Origin of the sequence: Jejuia spongiicola (assembly GCF_023502325.1) — a bacterium.
GTDB classification, from domain to species: domain Bacteria; phylum Bacteroidota; class Bacteroidia; order Flavobacteriales; family Flavobacteriaceae; genus Wocania_A; species Wocania_A spongiicola.
Genome location: NZ_JAMFLZ010000001.1, coordinates 809,596 through 827,997, shown reverse-complemented (window position 1 = coordinate 827,997; position 18,402 = coordinate 809,596). Strand labels below are relative to the sequence as shown.

16 protein-coding genes are annotated in these 18,402 nt (G+C 31.6%); 5 read left to right on the top strand and 11 right to left on the bottom strand.

Annotated elements, in window-relative coordinates; genetic code table 11:
* Positions 1–168 precede the first annotated feature (168 nt).
* The 5 genes from M3P09_RS03805 to M3P09_RS03785 all read left to right on the top strand — a co-directional run bounded on the left by M3P09_RS03805 (position 169) and on the right by M3P09_RS03785 (position 6,530).
* Positions 169–2,424 carry a ribonuclease HII gene (locus tag M3P09_RS03805; RefSeq protein WP_249972089.1) on the top strand — a complete coding sequence of 752 codons (2,256 nt, stop codon included), beginning with the start codon at positions 169–171 and terminating at the stop codon, positions 2,422–2,424.
* Between the two features lie 81 nt (positions 2,425–2,505).
* On the top strand, positions 2,506–4,056 hold the full coding sequence (locus M3P09_RS03800; protein WP_249972088.1) for an OmpA family protein: 1,551 nt from the start codon (positions 2,506–2,508) through the stop codon (positions 4,054–4,056).
* Positions 4,057–4,062: 6 nt separating this feature from the next.
* Entirely contained in the window at positions 4,063–4,740 is a 678-nt protein-coding gene (locus tag M3P09_RS03795) for a TapB family protein (RefSeq protein WP_249972087.1), read from the top strand.
* A gap of 131 nt (positions 4,741–4,871) precedes the next feature.
* Positions 4,872–5,921 carry a nucleoid-associated protein gene (locus M3P09_RS03790; RefSeq protein ID WP_249972086.1) on the top strand — a complete coding sequence of 350 codons (1,050 nt, stop codon included), beginning with the start codon at positions 4,872–4,874 and terminating at the stop codon, positions 5,919–5,921.
* Positions 5,922–5,984: 63 nt separating this feature from the next.
* Entirely contained in the window at positions 5,985–6,530 is a 546-nt protein-coding gene (locus tag M3P09_RS03785; RefSeq protein WP_249972085.1) for a Cif family virulence factor, read from the top strand.
* Here M3P09_RS03785 and M3P09_RS03780 read toward each other — a convergent pair.
* From M3P09_RS03780 to porV, 11 genes are all read right to left on the bottom strand, one after another.
* Positions 6,527–7,162 (bottom strand): HAD family hydrolase, encoded by a 636-nt coding sequence (locus tag M3P09_RS03780; protein WP_249972084.1) that lies wholly within the window; start codon positions 7,160–7,162, stop codon positions 6,527–6,529. The two genes, M3P09_RS03785 and M3P09_RS03780, sit on opposite strands and share 4 nt — an antisense overlap.
* A gap of 3 nt (positions 7,163–7,165) precedes the next feature.
* On the bottom strand, positions 7,166–7,846 hold the full coding sequence (locus tag M3P09_RS03775) for an SDR family NAD(P)-dependent oxidoreductase (protein WP_249972083.1): 681 nt from the start codon (positions 7,844–7,846) through the stop codon (positions 7,166–7,168).
* A complete protein-coding gene (locus M3P09_RS03770) occupies positions 7,839–8,861 on the bottom strand; it encodes a M28 family metallopeptidase (protein ID WP_249972082.1) in 1,023 nt (340 codons plus the stop codon). The genes M3P09_RS03775 and M3P09_RS03770 overlap by 8 nt, the downstream gene beginning before the upstream one ends.
* A 183-nt stretch (positions 8,862–9,044) precedes the next feature.
* Positions 9,045–9,419, bottom strand: coding sequence for a cadherin repeat domain-containing protein (locus M3P09_RS03765; RefSeq protein WP_249972081.1), 375 nt, complete (start codon positions 9,417–9,419; stop codon positions 9,045–9,047).
* Positions 9,420–9,447: 28 nt separating this feature from the next.
* Positions 9,448–11,091: an ELWxxDGT repeat protein gene (locus tag M3P09_RS03760; protein ID WP_249972080.1), complete on the bottom strand. Its 1,644-nt coding sequence runs from the start codon at positions 11,089–11,091 to the stop codon at positions 9,448–9,450.
* Positions 11,092–11,189: 98 nt separating this feature from the next.
* Positions 11,190–11,813 carry a response regulator transcription factor gene (locus M3P09_RS03755; protein WP_249972079.1) on the bottom strand — a complete coding sequence of 208 codons (624 nt, stop codon included), beginning with the start codon at positions 11,811–11,813 and terminating at the stop codon, positions 11,190–11,192.
* Positions 11,813–13,687 carry a sensor histidine kinase gene (locus M3P09_RS03750; RefSeq protein ID WP_249972078.1) on the bottom strand — a complete coding sequence of 625 codons (1,875 nt, stop codon included), beginning with the start codon at positions 13,685–13,687 and terminating at the stop codon, positions 11,813–11,815. Before M3P09_RS03750 ends, M3P09_RS03755 begins: the two co-directional genes overlap by 1 nt.
* Positions 13,688–13,858: 171 nt before the next feature.
* A complete protein-coding gene (locus M3P09_RS03745) occupies positions 13,859–15,475 on the bottom strand; it encodes a pyruvate dehydrogenase complex dihydrolipoamide acetyltransferase (protein WP_249972077.1) in 1,617 nt (538 codons plus the stop codon).
* Positions 15,476–15,478: 3 nt separating this feature from the next.
* Positions 15,479–16,477, bottom strand: a complete 999-nt coding sequence (gene pdhA / locus M3P09_RS03740; RefSeq protein ID WP_099564564.1) for a pyruvate dehydrogenase (acetyl-transferring) E1 component subunit alpha — start codon at positions 16,475–16,477, stop codon at positions 15,479–15,481.
* Between the two features lie 89 nt (positions 16,478–16,566).
* The gene (cdd, locus tag M3P09_RS03735; protein ID WP_099564565.1) at positions 16,567–17,049 is read right to left on the bottom strand and encodes a cytidine deaminase; all 483 of its coding nucleotides are present in this window, start codon (positions 17,047–17,049) and stop codon (positions 16,567–16,569) included.
* Between the two features lie 96 nt (positions 17,050–17,145).
* Positions 17,146–18,381, bottom strand: a complete 1,236-nt coding sequence (porV, locus tag M3P09_RS03730) for a type IX secretion system outer membrane channel protein PorV (protein ID WP_099564566.1) — start codon at positions 18,379–18,381, stop codon at positions 17,146–17,148.
* Positions 18,382–18,402 lie beyond the last annotated feature (21 nt).

Genomic DNA, 18,402 nt, shown 5'->3' with positions numbered 1-18,402 from the left:
AGATTCTTTTGCCTAGCCCTCTTATTAATTACACTTAGTTGCTCGAACAACAAAAAAAACCGAACCAAGTTAATTCACTTTATCCCAAATGAAACATCGGTAATTATAAAAACTTCAAATATTGAAAGTTTAAAAAGCGATATTCAAAATAGTGACTTTATCCAAAAATTGGCAAAAGCAAATACTTTTAATCATACAGAAAGTAAATTAGAATCTCTATCTCTTCTCTTTCCAAAAGACGAAATGCTAATTTGTTTTTCAAATGGAGAAAACGACAGTCTTCAATATTCAATAATTACAAAATACCACAAAAATTTATTTAAAAGAGATTCTTTATCAAACTACATTGAAGAAACAATTACCTATAAAAATAAATCTATCATAAAATCTAAACTAAACAACAACACGTTTTATAGTACAGTAATTGATAGTATGTTTTTCGCATCGTCTTCAAAAAAAATAGTGGACGACGCTTTTTTAAATTCTGACACAACTATTGAATTAGAAAAAATTTATAATACAATAAGTAAAGACAAATCCTTATCTATTATAATTGAATCTGAAAATAAATTTATAAAATCATTTTTTATTGAAGATTCCATCAGCTTTAATAATTTTTCAAATTACTTAGCCATAGATACTGATATCAGTCAGGATGAAATTCTAATAAACGGTATAACAAAAGCAAAGGATTCTTCAAAAAGTTTAATTAACATTTTTAAAAACAACATTCCGCAAGAAAATCAAATTCAAAATATAACACCATCAAACAGTGATGGTTTTATGAGTTTTACATTTAGTGATTATAACCTTTTTAAAACCAACTTAAAAAAATTCAATAGAAAAGACTCTATCGTTTCTTCTACTCTTTTTGATAACATTACAGAAGTTGGAGTGATTTACGAAGACGAAAAGCATGCCGTAATATTAAATTCAATAGATGTTATTGCAACCAAAGACGCTTTACTAAGTGAGCTAAGTACTATTGATAGCTACAGACAAATTGATATTTTTAATTTTAGCGAACCTGATTTGTTTTCAAACACTTTCTTTCCTTTAATTACATCTAATAATGCTACAAAATATTGTGTATTAGATAACTTTTTTGTGTTTGCTGATAATTTAGAAATGCTTCAAAATATTATTGCTAATTATCAAAACAAAACTACTTTAAGCGAACAATCATATTTTAAAGACATTAAAGAAAACTTAAGTGACGAATCTTCATTATTAACAATAGTAAATCCATCGATTTTAAAAACCATTCTAAATAAAAATCTTCAAGATAATTCTAACTACAATTTAAATAAATATAATGCTTCGGCTTTACAATTTATTTATGACACTAATTTTGCTCATGTTAATGGCATTATTAAAAAAGCTAAGACTAGAGGTTACCAAAACTCTATTTCAGAAGTATTTAATATTAAATTAGATGCAGATTTATTAAACCAACCTCAATTTGTTACCAATCATATTACCAAACAAAAAGAAATTGTTGTTCAAGACGTAAATAATAGACTGTATTTAATTTCAAATAAAGGAAAGGTTCTATGGAAAAAACAATTGCAAGGGGCTGTTATAGGAAACATTGAACAAATAGACATATACAAAAACGGTAGGCTTCAGCTTGCATTTGCAACACCAAACAGAGTTTATGTAATAGATAGAAACGGTAAAGATGTAGCTCCATTTCCTGCAAAATTTAATGACAAAATCACACAACCGCTATCTGTTTTTGATTATGACAAAAAGAAAAACTATAGATTACTTATCACTCAAGGTAAAAATGTTTTAATGTACGATGTTAAAGCGAAAATTGTAAATGGCTTTACCTTTAAATCTGCCAACAAAAATATTTTAACCCAACCCAACCATTTTAGAATGAGTGGTAAAGATTATTTAACTTTTAAAACTGAAGACAAGCTTTATATTTTAGACCGCACAGGAAAAAATAGAGTAATACCAAAAACCTCAAATAGATTTTCAAACCAAAGCGTCTATCTATATAAAAATAAATTTACCACCACTACTCAAAATGGCAATTTAGTAACGATCGACACAAGAGGTAATACATCAATTCAAAATTTAAGGCTTTCAAATGATCATCATTTACAAACTACAAGCAAAACACTTGTTACATTAACAGATAACAAATTAGGTATTAAAAATAGAACTATTGAACTTGATTTCGGGAACTATACTCATCCAAAAATATTTTATTTAAATGATAAAATATATGTTTCAGTTACCGATTTACAATCTCAAAAAATACACCTCTACGATAGTCAAGCAAAACCTATAGTAAACTTTCCTGTTTACGGAAATTCTTTAATTGATTTAGATAATGTTGATAAAGACAGAAATCTTGAATTTGTCACAAAAGGAGATAGCAACTCTATTATTTTGTATCAAATGAACTAAATTATTATTAAATAGCACTTAAGGTTTTGCATTTGCAAACTAATTTTTATCTTTAAGGCAGCTATTAATCAAATAATTACAATGAAACCACATAAAAATGCATTACGCATTTCCTTTATTGGGATTGCTTTGGTATTTTTTATATCTAATACTTACGCACAAACTAAACAATTAAAACGACCAAAAAGTTCGGTTGGCATTTCTAGCGTTGATAACTTTGTAACACAATCTTTTGATATATATGATAAAGTATATAAATATGACGGTTACGCCGCAGCAGGGACACCACTTGACGATGATGATATTGATGTTTTAGAAGATGCATTGGACGATTTACAGGGTTTAAGTGATAGCGCTCCAGATATTTTAGGAGATATTGACGGCACAAGTGTTTTAAAACAAGCCAAAGCTACATTACAAATAAACAAAGCCAAAAAAGCACTAAAATACAGTATCAAAACCGCTAAAGAATTACTTCTAGGTCAGCGCGAACGTGATAAAAAAGAAGATGATTCTGGCAATACATCTACAAGCGAAGAAGGTTCAAGTAATTCTTCAGGAACTACTAATGGGAATAATGACACAGCTGAAGAGGTTAATACTAACATATCTGACAATTTAGAAATCTATAGCAAGTTTGATTATGTCCCAGGAGATAAATTATTATTTTTTGATAATTTTTCTCAAGATTTTGTTGGCGACTTTCCTAGCAAATGGAATACTAATGCCTCAGGCGAAGTTGTAAAAATTAGCAACAAAGGCAATTGGTTCGAATTAAAAACTGGATATGGTGTTTTTTATATCCCTGACGTAAAAGATTTACCTGAAGACTTTACCATAGAGTTCGACTTACTTACCAAAGGAATTAATCAACAAACATCTTCTACAGCTAGATTTTATGTAATTTTAAGTGACAATGATCAATTTAAAGACGGTGTAGAGCATTACGCCAAAATCTCTATTCCTTTAGGGCAGTATGCCGCTTTTGCATTTAGAGCTCGAAACTATTTTAATAGAAACGGAGGCTCAATAAATACAGATATAAAAGCAGATGTTAGAAAAGCTGTTCTTAACCAACCGCATATAGCTATTTCGGTTACTAAAAAACGCTTTAGGCTATGGGTAAACGAAACTAAATACATTGATATACCGAGGTTTATAGAACAAGAAAATGTACTTAAATATTTAAAATTTCATCTTAACAATCTCAAAGACGGACAAGAACATTTATATATAAGTAATTTAAAGGTGGCTAAAGGCGGTGTAGATTTAAGGCGCGAATTAATAAGTAAAGGAAAAATATCTACCAACGGCATTTTATTCGATTCTGGTTCTGCAAATATCAAACCTCAATCTTATGGAATTATTCGCCAAATTTCTCAAGTACTAATACAAGATGAAAATATCAAATTAAATATTATTGGCCATACAGATTCTGACGGTAATGATGATACAAACTTAAAACTATCAAAAAGCAGAGCTAATGCTGTAAAAGAAGCTTTAATTAAGGTTTATAAAATATCTGGTGATAGATTGCAAACAGAAGGAAAAGGAGATACTGAACCTGTTGATGATAATAATACCACTAACGGCAAAGCAAAAAATAGACGTGTTGAATTTGTGAAAATATAGATGATTATGAAAGCAAAAATTATAGGTTTTTTCTGTTTATTATTTATTAGTTACTCTTCAATTAGTCAAAATACTTGTAGTGCTTATTATCCTTTTGAGGAAGGTGCTAAATTTGAAATTACAAGCTTTAACAAAAAAGGTAAAAAAGAAAGCGTAGTTAATTACGAAATAACTACTATAGATAATAATGTTGCCACCATAAAGGCAAAAATATCTGATGCTAAGGGCAAAGAAGTAACCACTACAGAATACAACATAACCTGCAACGGTAATAGTGTTTCAATTGATTTTAAATCTTTAATGAATCCAGATTTATTTAAACAATACAAAGACATGGAAATGGAAATGTCTGGAACCAATATAGAATTTCCAAACAATTTAGATGTGGGGCAAACCTTAAAAGATGCTAACCTCAAAATGACGATGAATATGAGTGGTATTAAAATGAATATGAGCATAAACATGCTTAACAGAAAAGTAGATGCCAAAGAATCTCTTACAACAGTCGCAGGAACATTTGATTGTTTTGCTATAAGCTATAATACCGAAATGAAAATGGGCATGAAAATGAACTATAAAATTAAAGAATGGATTGCCAAAGGTGTTGGTGTTGTAAAAAGTGAAACTTATAATAAGAAAGGCAAATTAATGGGGTATTCTGAACTTACAAGTATAACTAAATAAATATTTAAAATATAACGATAACCAAATCTGAAGTCCTCGAATCTTGAACGTCAAAACTATATGTTTTGGCGTTCTTTTTTGGTGCTTATTTGCTTTGAAATTATTACTATTGTAGTCTTAATATTTTATACATGATTTCACGAAAAAACGCTTCAATATCAAAATTCATCATTCATAAAGTCGGTAATAAATTTAATGATACAAAAAATGCTTTTTCAGATAAAACAGTTGATTTTGATGAAGCGAGTTACGATTTAATGTTACCCTTCTTATTAAGGTCATTTGGTAGCGTGGTACAAAGCTATCGGTTTAACCATCATGCTAATATTTCTCTAAACGAAATTAACAGTTATGCAACACAACTTTTTAATGATGATGAAGCATTTGTTGATATTTCTAAACATGTAGTTACTCACTTATATGAGCAATCTACTTCAGCTCAAATAAAAACTGGCGACGTATTAGTCGTTATGTTTGAAGGCATAGAGTTTAGAGACATGACAACTAACGCTATTGGTATTTTTAAAATTGAAAGTAAGGTTAGTTTTTTTCAAACTTATTTAGAAAACAATAGTTACGATGTCTTAGTACAAAAAGGAATCAACTCAAAAAAAGTAGATAAAGGATGCTTAATTTTAAATCAATCTGACACTGAAGGTAACATTATTTTAAGTGTAGATAATAATGGATATGATGCACAATATTGGACGAATCAGTTCTTAAATATTAAATATGCCGATGATGCCAATAACCATACACAACAGTACATTGAGCTTTGTAAAGACTTCTCTACCGAAATTTTAAAAACCAGTTACGGTGCACAAGAGCAAAACACATTTTTAGCAAAAACCATCGACTTTTTTAAAGAAAATGAAATTGTAAATATAGAACGCTTTAAAGAAGAGCTTTTTGAAGATGAAAAACAAATAAGACAATTTGAAGATTATAAAAAAGAGTTTGAAGGCGAACAAAATATTGTTATTAGAAATCAGTTTGATGTCGCTGAACGTGTTGTGACTAAAGAAAAAAGAAAGATTAAAACAGACATAAAACTAGATACCAATATTCAAATAAAACTCGATATTGATGCTCCTGATGCATCTGCTGAATATTTAGAGCGTGGTTATGACGATGATAAAAAAATGCACTATTATAAAGTGTTTTTTAATGCTGAAGCTTAATTTCTTGGCTTTTTAATAAAAATAAACGACCTTGTAAAGGTTACAATTCATTCAATCATTATCATGAAAAAAATTCTTTTTTTATTAGCCTTAAGCTCATCTATTCATTCAATTACAGCTAGCACAAATACTACTTTTCTTTTAACTGAAATTAGTCAAGATTCACTTAGAATAACTGAACTTGACAAGTATTGGTCAGAACTTTCAAAAACTGTTAGAGAAGGTGAATTTGAAGCTTATGAGGCAGGTTATCATCCGGATGCTGTTGTAGTTTTTGCAACTGGTAAAAACAAAACCTCTGTACCTCTAGCCAAAGCACTTGCTGGCTGGAAACAAGGTTTTATTGACACTAAAGAAGGTAAAAATAAAAGTGATGTAGAGTTTCGTTTTTCGCAACGTATTGGCGATGCTACCACAGCTCACGAAACAGGGATCTTTAATTACTGGTCATCAGACAGCAATGGTAAAAATAAGGTACAGCATATTATACACTTTGAAATGTTGTTAGTAAAACAAAATGGTAAATGGGTTGGCATAATGGAACATCAAAAACACCGAGCTACTCAAGAAGAATGGGATAATTTAAACAAGCAAAATTCCAAATATTAAATCATCTCTAACAAATCATTCATGCTACCAAAGGTTTTAGTAGCTAATGCATCTAATTCGTTATCTAAATCGTGTGCTGTAAATCCGAAGACATCAAAGCCTCCATTAACCGCTGCTTTTATGCCAGACAAACTATCTTCAATCACTACACATTCATTAGGTTTATACCCCATGGTTTTTGCTGCTAATAAAAAAACTCCCGGATCTGGTTTCCATTTTTGGATGGTATAAGAACTAAAAATGTTATTCTCAAAATATGGTAATAATCCTGTTAATTCTAAATTAAGCCTAATTTTGTTTTCAGGCCCACTGGATGCTACACAAAAGGGAAGTTTTATATTTTGTAATACTCCTAAAACTCCTTGAATGGGTTTTATATTTGCTTTAAAAGCATCAAAACTACGCTTACGATACTCATCTTCAAAAGATTGAGGGATTTCAGAATCTATTAATTTTGAAACATGATTAACACAGTCCTTAAGAAAGCTTCCTTTAAAATGTTTTATGGCATAATGCAAATCGATGTTAGCTCCCAATTCGTTAGCCATATCTACAAATACTGCATTACTTATGGTTTCACTATCGACTAAAACACCATCACAATCAAAAATTACACATTTGTATTTTGACATAAACTACGGCGTAGAATTAGAAACCTGTAACAGTTTTCCATTATAATATTTGTTTCCGTTAAGCGAAAAATCAAAAATATACTTTGCCATTTCTAAAGCAGTAGTAGGTGCTTGATAACCAGGAAATGCTTCTTCTAGCATTTCAGTTTGCACTGCTCCTAAAGCAAGGACATTAAAAGCAACACCTTGCTCTTTGTATTCTTCGGCTAATAATTCGGTTAAGGTAATTACAGCCCCTTTACTAGAACTATACGCAGCTAATCCAGGGAATTTCATACTACCTTGTACGCCTCCCATAGAACTAATAGTTACAACATGACTACTCTTTTTCATAAATGGTAAAACAACGCGAGTCATTTCAGCTACCCCAAAAACATTGGTTTTATAAACTTGTTCAAAATCTACCATAGATGTTTCGGGAAAAGGTTTATTAAGTAATGTCCCTGCATTATTTATTAAAACATCAACCTGCTCCCACTCACCTTTAATATAATCCTCAACTTTAGCATATTCATTAGCATTAGATAAGTCAAAAGGCATTGAAACTACATTGTCTAACTGTAACCTTTTTATTGGTTTTTCATTTCGAGAAAGCGCCAGCACATTGTGCCCTGTTTTAGAAAATAACTTTACTAACTCGTAACCTATACCTCTACTTGTTCCTGTAATTATAATATTACTCATCGTTCATTTTTATTTCCTGAGTTGGTGCGTTAATCATTCCTTCTAATGCAGGAATCATTACATTCATAAAATCAGTCATGTGCTTATAATCCATTTTATCAGCTTCATCATCTACGTGATGGTAATAATCAAAATTGGTAAAATCAAATGTAGAAATAGCATGAGATGGCTTTTTAAAAGCTTTATAAAACGGATAATTATCAGACCTCATAAACAATTGAAATTCTTTAGCTTTTGGAAAAAAGCCAATAACTTCCTTTCCTCCATATTCATTTAATTTTGCTCCCATATTAGATTTTTCGTAACCCGACATGTAAGCCATAATTTCTTCTTTCGCTCTTGGTACACCAATCATTTCAAAATTAATCATAGTATACAAATCGAGGTTTTCTTTTTTAAGCCTTTTTGCTAAATGACTAGACCCCTTTAACCCCATTTCTTCAGCTGAATATAAAGTAAAGAGGATGCTTCGTTTATTACTTTTACTCTTTGAAAAATAATTCGCCCATTCTAAAACAGCTACAGTTCCAGAGGCATCATCATTAGCGCCATTTGCAATAACATCTCCATTAACTTCTTTTCCATTTCCAATATGATCATAATGAGCCCCAAGAATAACAAATTCATTCTTTAATTCTGGATCGTTCCCTTCAATATACCCTACAATATTATAACCAACAATATCTTTTAAATTAAAACTATCTCTATACGTCTTAAAATAAGGTTTTATATTATTTTTTTTGAAGTAGTTCTCAATAAACACAGCGGCTTTCTCAATTCCTTTACTACCTGTATTTCTTCCTTCTAATTCATCTGAGGCTAAATACTCCATACTTCTTTTAATAGATTCTAAAAAAATAAAATCGTTATTCTTTTTAAGTAGTGTAGCTTGCATTTCAGAATTTGAAGGAGTTGCTGATGTTCCATCAACTCCAGATTTACCATCAGCTGCTTTACGACTTATTGAGCATGAAACTAATATTAAAGTTAGAACAATTAAAAGTGTGTTTCTCATATTATTTTTATTTGAGCTTAAAGATAAAAAAAACCTGCTTCAAACAAACGAAACAGGTTTTTACTTTTGGGGACTTAACTTTTACCCTAACTAAAAGCCCAAAACAACAAAAGAAATGAAGTGCTATAAAAAAATACTAAAAACAATTCTAGCCTATATTTTTCAATCAAAAATTTAGATTTATCAAACATTCTCAATAATATTAATGGTTAATTGCATTGTTACATCTACAGTGCCATCATTTATTTTTATAATGACTGTAATTCTTTGATTGTTGTCATAATCAAAAGCTGAGGCATTAGCCACAAAAACTTCACCTGTAGTTTCTCCAATAGTTACACTATTTGCTGGGTTTTGAGAAACAATTGAATAGGTTAACTTATCTCCATCAACATCAGTAGCATTTAATGTTGTTATTAGATCTGAACTAATGTTTTCTCTAACATCTAACACCATATCTTCTAAAACTGGTGCATTGTTTTTTGGAGCGTCATCATTACTACATGCGCAAATTGTAGCTATTACCAATAATAGCATAAAGGTTTTAATTGTATTCATAATATTTAAATTTGGGGGTTAATATTTTTTATTCTTTTATAAGTTTTTTTGTTACTTGTCCTTTTTCTGTTTTAATATTTATAAAATAAAGTCCAGATGTTAAATTTTCAACATTATACTCCTCTATATTTTCATCAAATACTTTAATTGTTTTTCCCTGCATATCTAAAACAGATATTTTGCTAAATTTAAGCTTGCTTTCTATTGAAAACCGCTTTAAAGTTGGATTTGGATATAAGGCAATTTTGTTTTCTAATTCTAAATCGTTGATTGACAATAAAGGGTCTTGATATTTCCAAAGTTCAACACCTTGAGATCCATTGTTGGCTGAAAAAAACAATAAATCATTAGCAACAATCAAATCCCTTGGACTACTACTTCCAGAAGGATTAATATTGCTTACCATGCTAGTTCCTACACTAGTTCCGTCTGTCACCCAAAGTTCTACCCCATTAGTGCCGTCAGTTGCAGAAAAATATACTTTGCCATTATATTCTGTAAAACCATTAGGATTACTATCTGGAAAAGAAGGAGATGTATTTATATTCTTTACCATATTTGTTGTCGCAGAAAATCCAGTTGAAGACCATAACTCTATTCCATTAACATTATCATTGGCTGAAAAATAAAGCCTGCTTCCTGATACAAATAAATTTGAAGGATTACTATGGTTACTACCAGAAGCTATATTTTTTAAATTAGTAATAGATGTTCCTCCCAGTTTAAATATTTCTATCCCCAAACTTGGATGATTTGCAGTAAAATAAAGTGCATTATTAAATACAGTAAGATTTTCTGGATTATCTAAGTCTCCTGCTATAGAGTTTAAATCATTCATTCGTTGTGTACCAGCAGATGTCCCATCTGAAATCCAAAGCTCTCTTCCTCCATTTACTCCGTCATCAGCAGTAAAATATAACTTATTATTTAAAACAATTAAGTCTTCTGGGTTGGAGTCTGCTTGACCAGAGTTAACATCAAGCAATAAGTTAGTACCTGCATTTGTACCATCGCTTACCCATATCTCTCTTCCGTTTGTTATATTATCGGCAGAAAAAAATAGAAGATTATTTAAAACCGTATAATTTTCGGGTGAGCTACCTCCAGATGGGCTTATATCTTTTATCATTATTTGATCACCGCCCCCTGTCCAAGGGTTTCCATCAAAACCTAAAACTTCTTCGCCGTAAAAAGGAGTTGGTTGATTAAAAGCAGATGGTCTAGCACTAAAAACTAGTGTATTACCAAAAGTTGTTAATAGCCTTGGAGATGCAGATCCATTACCGTTTCTAATCTCTGGGTAATTAATAGTTCCGCTAGGAGTTCCATCTGTAGAATATAATTCATATTTAGTAAGAGAAAGATTTCTAATTGCTGAAAAATATACCTTGTTGTTGAATATATGAAATCCGTTAGGATTGGAATCACTTGGTCCTGATATAAAATCTCCTATTAAGCTTGTTCCTGCACTTGTTCCATCAGTCTCCCATAGCTCCATCCCATTTGTAATATCTTTTGCAGCAAAAATTAACTTACCTCCAAAAGCTATTCTGTTTTTTACAACATAAGTTGGCATTCCATCCGCAAAACCAAAATTAATATCCTTAACGATACTTTGAGCATAAATAAATGGGCACGCCAGCAATAACATAAAAAGTAGTGTTTTCTTCATAATAAATAGGTTTAAAAGTTTACTGTAAAAGTAGAATAGAGAATGTACGGGTGTACTACCCAAAAGGGTAGAAGTAAAAAACTGGCATATTTAAGAGATTAAATCAGGTTTTCCTTATTTGCTTTCTGAACAGCTTCAATATTAGAGTTAACCTGAAGCTTTATATAGATATTCTTTAAATGAAATTTAATAGTATTTTTACTGATAAACAATTGATCCGCTATACTATCATAAGTATTTCCTTTAACTAGTTGAGATAGCACTTCCTTTTCTCTAGGCGATAATTCTATTTTACTAGGTTGCCTTTGAAAAGAGCTAACAACCATTTTAGCTATTTTAATACTCATTGGTGCACCACCTGAAACGGATTCATTGAGAGCCCCAATAAGCTCATCAGGGCTAATATTTTTTGTTAAATACCCTGATGCTCCAGCACATAAAGCCTCAAAAACAATATCTGAATTTTCAAAAACTGTAACCATAATAATATTGGCTTTAGGCAATGCCTTTTTAATAAGCCTTGTTCCTTCAACACCATCAATACCTGGCAATTCTATATCCATTAAAAAAATATCAGCATTATCGTATTGTAAACGATCAATAGCCTCTTCGCAGTTATCATAACAATTAGTAAGCTCAAAACTTTCAGTAGCCTTTATTACCTCTGCAAAGCCCTCTCTTAAAGGCACATTATCTTCAATCAATACGACTTTATATTTCATTATTCAATTGAATTTTCTTTTAATTTACCTTTGAATATTATAGTAGTACCTTTTCCAATACTAGAATTAATAGTAAGTTGACAATCTATTTTATTTGCCCTAGCTTTCATGTGAGACAACCCATTTAAAGATTCTAAATCGCTCTCTAAAACTCCCATACCATCATCTTCACAAATAATTACTAGTTCTTGGTCATTATAATTAAATGAAAGCGCAACCATACGACTCTTTGAATGTTTTAAGGCATTAGTAAGTGCTTCTTTAAAAATAAAAATAAGCTGTTTACTCCAATGGTAAGGTAATTTTATATTATTTGAGATATTTTTATTTACAACAAACTTAACCTTGGTCTTATCAAACATATCTCCACCAAAATCCGATAAGTATGTGGTAACTTCTTCTAAATAATTACTATTAGATTTTAAAGAAAATATAAAATCTCTAGTTCCCTTATAAAGCCCATTCGCGTCTTCGCTAATTTGCTGAATCTTTGATTTTACTTTTGGGTTTCTTATTGAAACTTCACCGCTTATTAAATTTGACAACAATGAAATTCTTGCTAGTTTGTTTCCAAGATCGTCATGGAAGTCTTGAGCAATTTCGTCTCTAACATCAGATAGTTCTTTCTCTAATTTTATCTGTTTTTCAAAGGCCAGCTTTAGTTCATGATTTTTTTGTTTTGTTTTTCTCAATTGGATCATACTTCCAACTAAAACAATGCAAACTATAACAAGTGATGCAATTACTAATAAAACAATAAGTTTTTTAATTTGAGCTTCTTTAAGTTCTGTTTTATATTTTGTTTCTAATTCATTTATAACTTCTACTCTCTCTGTATTAAAGATACTGTCTTTCATTTTTGTATATATCCTAAAACTCTTATAGGCTTTATCCAATCTACCAGCCTGTTCATAAAGATCTGAAGCATCTAGATGCTGCATCATTAAACCAGCAACATCGTTAGAAACAATTTTTGCAAAAGAGGTATCCATCCATTTAACAGCTAATTCATTTTCACCTAAATCTAAATGATCCCATGACTTTGATAAATAGAGGCCGCTTAGATTTTTTGACCCCTTAATTCTTTCAGCAAAATATATTGCCGAATCTATAAACCTCAAAGCATTCCTAGCTTCTCCTTTATGATATGAATAAGCTTCCAAAGCACGATATGATTGTGCTAATTCATCATGCATTTTTAATTTTAAAGCGCCTCTTTTAGATTGCTCTGCAAAGATAAATACAGAATCAAGTAGTGATTTTCGCCCTGTGCTTGTATATTTTTTTTCATACTCATAAGCCAACCATCGATAATTTTTAATAGACTGGATAAACTCTTGCTCTTTAAAGATTAGTTTTTGAGCTCGCTTAATATAATCCCAATTTTTGGCGTCCTCATTCATCCTTGTGAATAAATACACAACTTTTTTTATAGCTTCAATTTCTTTATCAGAATCTTTTAGCTCTTCAGCTTTCTTCAAGGCTTTAAAAGCAAAATCTGATAGCCTTTCGTAGTCATTAGTTAACTTAAAATATCTTACTTTGTTTAAATAAATACTAAACTTAAATTGATTTTCACATTTAGTTTTAGCTGAAAATTCTTCAAGTTTATTTAAAGCTTCATGGGACTTCTCTAATTTCAATTGAGCCAAATAAAGCTTAAACTCTAACTCTAAGCTTTTAAATATACATGCTGGTATTTTTGTACTTTTTAGTTGATCTGCTAGCTTTGAAACCTCTAAAGAATCCCTATTGTTTATTATATTTATTTTCTCTTTATAATCCTCAAAATTACAATCGCAATCATTTTGTGCAACGGCAAAACCTGTAAAAAAACAAAAAAGAGGTAGTGCTATTATTAAAACGATTTTCATATATGACTTACTATTTCGAAAAACCTAAATGTACAAAAACAAAAAAAAGAAATCACCTACCCCTTTGGGTAGTTAAATCGCTTATTTAAAAACAAAAAACCTGTTTCAAATTAATGAAACAGGTTTTTAATTTTTTTATAAAATTCTGAATTAAATTCAGGATGGTATATATTATACTAACATAGTAACTGGGTTTTCAATGTACCCTTTTAATGTTTGGAGAAATTGAGCTCCAGTAGCACCATCAACTGTTCTGTGGTCACAAGCTAAAGATAATTTCATAGTATTTCCAACCACAATTTGCCCATTTTTAACTACTGGCTTTTCTACAATATTCCCAACAGAAAGAATAGCCGAGTTTGGTTGGTTAATAATAGATGTGAATGTGTCTATACCAAACATCCCTAAGTTAGAAACTGTAAATGTACTACCTTCCATTTCTGCAGGTGTTAATTTTTTGTTTCTAGCTTTTCCTGCAAGGTCTTTAACCGCTGCCCCAATTTGAGGTAAACTTTGTTCGTTAGCAAACCTAACAACCGGTACAACTAAACCATCTGGCACAGCAACTGCAACACCAATGTGTACGTGGTTGTTTAAGCGCATTTTATCTGCAAACCACTGAGAGTTTACTTGTGGATGTTGTTTTAAAGCTAAAGCACAGGCCTTAACAACAATATCGTTGTATGAGATTTTAGTATCTGGTATTGAGTTGAATTGTGCACGGAACGCTATAGCATTCTCCATATCAAACTCCACACTTAAATAATAATGCGGTGCCGTGAATTTAGAGTTTGTTAATGCTTTAGCTATGGCTTTACGCATTTGCGAATTAGTAACATCATCAAAATCTTCTTGACCTGTAGGGACAAATTTACCAACTGATGCTCCAGAAGCTGCTGGTTCGTAATTTTCAATATCTCGCTTAACTATACGTCCGTTTTCACCAGTACCTTTTACTTTAGTTAAGTTAATTCCTTTTTCTTCAGCTAATTTCTTAGCAAGAGGTGATACATATAAACGCCCGTTCTCTGTAATTGGAGTTGGAGTTGGAGCTTTTGATTCAGTTGTAGTAGTAACTTTAGGTGTTTCCTTTTCAGCTTCAGTCTTGGGAGCTTCATCTTTTTTATCAGCAGAAGATGTTGTCGAGAAATTGGCAGCCACACCAGAAACATCTGTTCCTGCTGGACCTATAATTGCTAATAGAGCATCTACTTTCGCAGATTCTCCTTCTTGTAATCCAACTTCCAATAAAGTACCAGATTGGAAAGATTCAAATTCCATAGTGGCTTTATCAGTTTCTATTTCGGCTAAAATATCGCCTTCTTCAACAGTATCACCTACCTTTTTTAACCAAGTTGCTACGGTTCCTTCTTCCATGGTATCACTTAATCGTGGCATGGTTACAACTATAACACCTTCTGGCAAGTCTTGCTTTACTTCTTCAGTAAAGTCAACATCTGAAACGTCCTTAGGCTCATCTTTTACTTCTGGAATTACATCAGATTTAGCAACTTCTGTATTCCCGTTTAATAGCCCAGAAATATCTTCATCTTTATCTCCAATTATTGCTAATAGCTCATCAACCTTAGTAGTTTCACCTTCTTGTACACCAATATGAAGTAAAGTTCCTTCGTTGAATGACTCAAACTCCATAGTGGCTTTATCGGTTTCTATTTCGGCTAAAATATCGCCTTCTTCAACTTTATCACCAACTTTTTTTAACCAAGCCGCTACGGTTCCTTCTTCCATGGTATCGCTTAAACGCGGCATATTTACTACTATTGCCATAGCTTATATTTTATGTTGAATAAATGGATAATCTTCTTGTTCGTAAACAACATCATACATCACATTCTTGTCAGGGAATGGAGATTCTTCTGCAAACTTTTCGCATTCAGAAACTAAGTCTTTAACACGTTTATCAATTACTTTGATGTCTGCTTCTGTAGCATATTTCTTTTCAAGAATAATATCTTTCACTTGTGTAATAGGGTCTATTTTCTTGTATTCTTCAACTTCATCCTTAGTTCTATAATGCTGTGCATCACTCATTGAATGCCCTCTATAGCGATATGTTTTAAGTTCTAAAAATGTTGGCCCTCCACCTTTACGCGCTCTTTGAATAGCTTCATCAAAAGCTTCAGCAACTTTTATAGGATTCATTCCATCAACTGGCCCACAAGGCATTTCGTAACCTTTACCTAGTTTCCAAACATCGGTATGATTTGCTGTACGCTCAACTGATGTACCCATGGCATAGCCGTTATTTTCGCAAACAAACACTACTGGTAAATTCCAAAGCATTGCTAAATTAAAAGTTTCATGTAACGAGCCTTGTCTCGCAGCACCATCACCAAAACAGCATAATGTTACAGCATCACTATCATGATATTTATCTCCAAAAGCAATACCAGCTCCTAAAGGAATTTGTCCGCCTACAATACCATGCCCTCCATAAAAGCGATGCTCTTTAGAGAATATATGCATTGAACCTCCTAAACCTTGAGATGTTCCTGTAGCTTTCCCGTAAAGTTCTGCCATAACACGTTTAGGATCTACCCCCATACCAATAGGTTGTACGTGGTTACGATAAGCCGTAATCATTTTATCTTTAGTCAAATCCATAGCATGTAAAGCACCTGCTAAAACAGCCTCTTGACCATTATATAAATGAAGAAACCCTCTTACTTTTTGTTGAATATATACTGCAGCTAATTTGTCCTCAAACTTTCTCCAGAACAACATATCTTCATACCATTTGAGGTATACTTCCTTAGTTATTTTTTGCATTGCTAGCGTTAATTTAATAAACGAATAACAAAAGTAATACTTTAGTCATTAATGAAAAAGCTGAAAATAGTAAATTTTAAACGAAAACGTTATAGCACAGATTTATCGAACACTAATGGCAACAAATTTGCCAATGAATTAGATTTTGCTACTTTGCCTGTTTCTCCCATAAAATAAATTTCAATTGGTGTGTCTTGCTTTACTTCATATTCGGCAATAGTTTGTCGACAGGCACCACATGGCGGAATAGGGTTTGTTGTTTTATTTTTTTTAGAACCGGCAGTAATAGCCATTCTTATTATTTTTGCTTTTGGGTATTTTGCTCCTGCATAGTAAATAGCTGTTCGTTCTGCACATAACCCTGATGGGTAAGAAGCATTTTCTTGATTGCTTCCTGTAATTATTTCATTATTATCTAAAAGAATTGCTGCACCAACGTGAAAACTTGAATATGGCGCATAGGCTTTTTCTCTTGCCTCTATGGCTTTATGCATTAACTTTATAACATCTTGTGGCAACTCACTTAAGTCTTCAAAGACATAAAGTGTTGATTCAATTTTTACTTCCTTCATAAACTACACAATGTTGAATAAAATCATGATACCAATATAAACAAAAAAACTATTGCTTTATGACAATAGTTTTTTATAAAATTATTTAACTTTTGATTAAAACTCGTTATAAGTCTCGGCACCAATATTAAATGTTAACGAAAAACGTAACGTGTTCTCCAAAGGGCTTTGCACTTTAGATGCTGAAAATAGGTATGATAAATCTATATTAACAACATTGTATTTAAACCCTGCACCGAGTGCTAAAAATTTTCTCGCACCCTTTTCTTCACTTTCATTAAAATAACCCGCTCTAAAGGCAAAAGAATCTTGATATAAATACTCTGCACCTAGAGACCAAGTAAACTCTTTTAATTCTTCACTAAACCCACCTGGAGCGTCTCCAAAAGATTGAAACATGCCAGATAAAAAGCTAACATCTTGAGATTGTCCGCTAATTATAACATCATCTTGAGTTTTGCTACCTAAAGTATCAACACCATCATCATAAACTCCATTACCATTAGTATCTGTATAATTATACTCATCTCCTAACATTGGTGGTGTTGGCACCAATAACTTCCCAACCTCAGCGGTTACAGCAATTTTATTGTAATCATCAAATATAAAATCGAACCCAGCTCCTAAACGTAACATAGTTGGCTGAAAATTTTCTTGTCCGCCTTCATCATATTTAAACTTTGGTCCAATATTTTGAATAGCAAAGCCCATTCTCCAACGTCCGTTAAAATCGTTATAAGCTTCCTCTTCTCCTTGATAAAATCCAGAAATATCTACTCCGAATGTGTTTGCAGCAGCTGTATCATTATTTCCTGTATCTAGTCTTAAATCAGAACGTAAATAACGCATAGCTACAGACATAGCAAACTGATCTGCTAATCTTAAAGCATATGATACATCAATTGTTAACTCATTTGGTCTTTGAATTAAAGCGTCGGAAAACTCATCTTGAACAAACTCAATATCTCCTAACGAAAAATATTTAAAACTAGCTGCAAATGAACTTTTTTCATCCAATCGATTAAAATAGGTGACATTTCCTAAAAAGATATCGTTAACCAATTTACTTAAGTACGGTGTATAGCTTACTCCAATACCAGATTGAGTTTCTGAAAACACATATTTTGATGGGTTCCATTGTTGTGAAAATGCATCAACTGATGTTGCTACACCCATATCTCCCATGGATGCTGCGCGTGCATCAGGGGCTATTAAAACAAATGGAAGTCCGGTTGTTATAACTCTAGAATCATCATTCGGTATTATTGTTGTTTGAGCATCAACTTTAAAAAAAACGGCAAACCCTATTAATAGCAATATTCCTTTCTTCATGAATTAGTTTTTATTTAACAA

What these genes read in the sequence shown, in the direction of transcription:
- M3P09_RS03770 (WP_249972082.1), bottom strand. Translation starts at nt 8,861, where the DNA reads ATGAGAAACACACTTTTAATTGTTCTAACTTTAATATTAGTTTCATGC.
- M3P09_RS03790 (WP_249972086.1), top strand. Translation starts at nt 4,872, where the DNA reads ATGATTTCACGAAAAAACGCTTCAATATCAAAATTCATCATTCATAAA.
- M3P09_RS03780 (WP_249972084.1), bottom strand. Translation starts at nt 7,162, where the DNA reads ATGTCAAAATACAAATGTGTAATTTTTGATTGTGATGGTGTTTTAGTC.
- pdhA (WP_099564564.1), bottom strand. Translation starts at nt 16,477, where the DNA reads ATGCAAAAAATAACTAAGGAAGTATACCTCAAATGGTATGAAGATATG.
- M3P09_RS03750 (WP_249972078.1), bottom strand. Translation starts at nt 13,687, where the DNA reads ATGAAAATCGTTTTAATAATAGCACTACCTCTTTTTTGTTTTTTTACA.
- M3P09_RS03795 (WP_249972087.1), top strand. Translation starts at nt 4,063, where the DNA reads ATGAAAGCAAAAATTATAGGTTTTTTCTGTTTATTATTTATTAGTTAC.
- M3P09_RS03775 (WP_249972083.1), bottom strand. Translation starts at nt 7,846, where the DNA reads ATGAGTAATATTATAATTACAGGAACAAGTAGAGGTATAGGTTACGAG.
- M3P09_RS03755 (WP_249972079.1), bottom strand. Translation starts at nt 11,813, where the DNA reads ATGAAATATAAAGTCGTATTGATTGAAGATAATGTGCCTTTAAGAGAG.
- M3P09_RS03800 (WP_249972088.1), top strand. Translation starts at nt 2,506, where the DNA reads ATGAAACCACATAAAAATGCATTACGCATTTCCTTTATTGGGATTGCT.
- M3P09_RS03760 (WP_249972080.1), bottom strand. Translation starts at nt 11,091, where the DNA reads ATGAAGAAAACACTACTTTTTATGTTATTGCTGGCGTGCCCATTTATT.
- cdd (WP_099564565.1), bottom strand. Translation starts at nt 17,049, where the DNA reads ATGAAGGAAGTAAAAATTGAATCAACACTTTATGTCTTTGAAGACTTA.
- M3P09_RS03785 (WP_249972085.1), top strand. Translation starts at nt 5,985, where the DNA reads ATGAAAAAAATTCTTTTTTTATTAGCCTTAAGCTCATCTATTCATTCA.
- M3P09_RS03765 (WP_249972081.1), bottom strand. Translation starts at nt 9,419, where the DNA reads ATGAATACAATTAAAACCTTTATGCTATTATTGGTAATAGCTACAATT.
- M3P09_RS03745 (WP_249972077.1), bottom strand. Translation starts at nt 15,475, where the DNA reads ATGGCAATAGTAGTAAATATGCCGCGTTTAAGCGATACCATGGAAGAA.
- porV (WP_099564566.1), bottom strand. Translation starts at nt 18,381, where the DNA reads ATGAAGAAAGGAATATTGCTATTAATAGGGTTTGCCGTTTTTTTTAAA.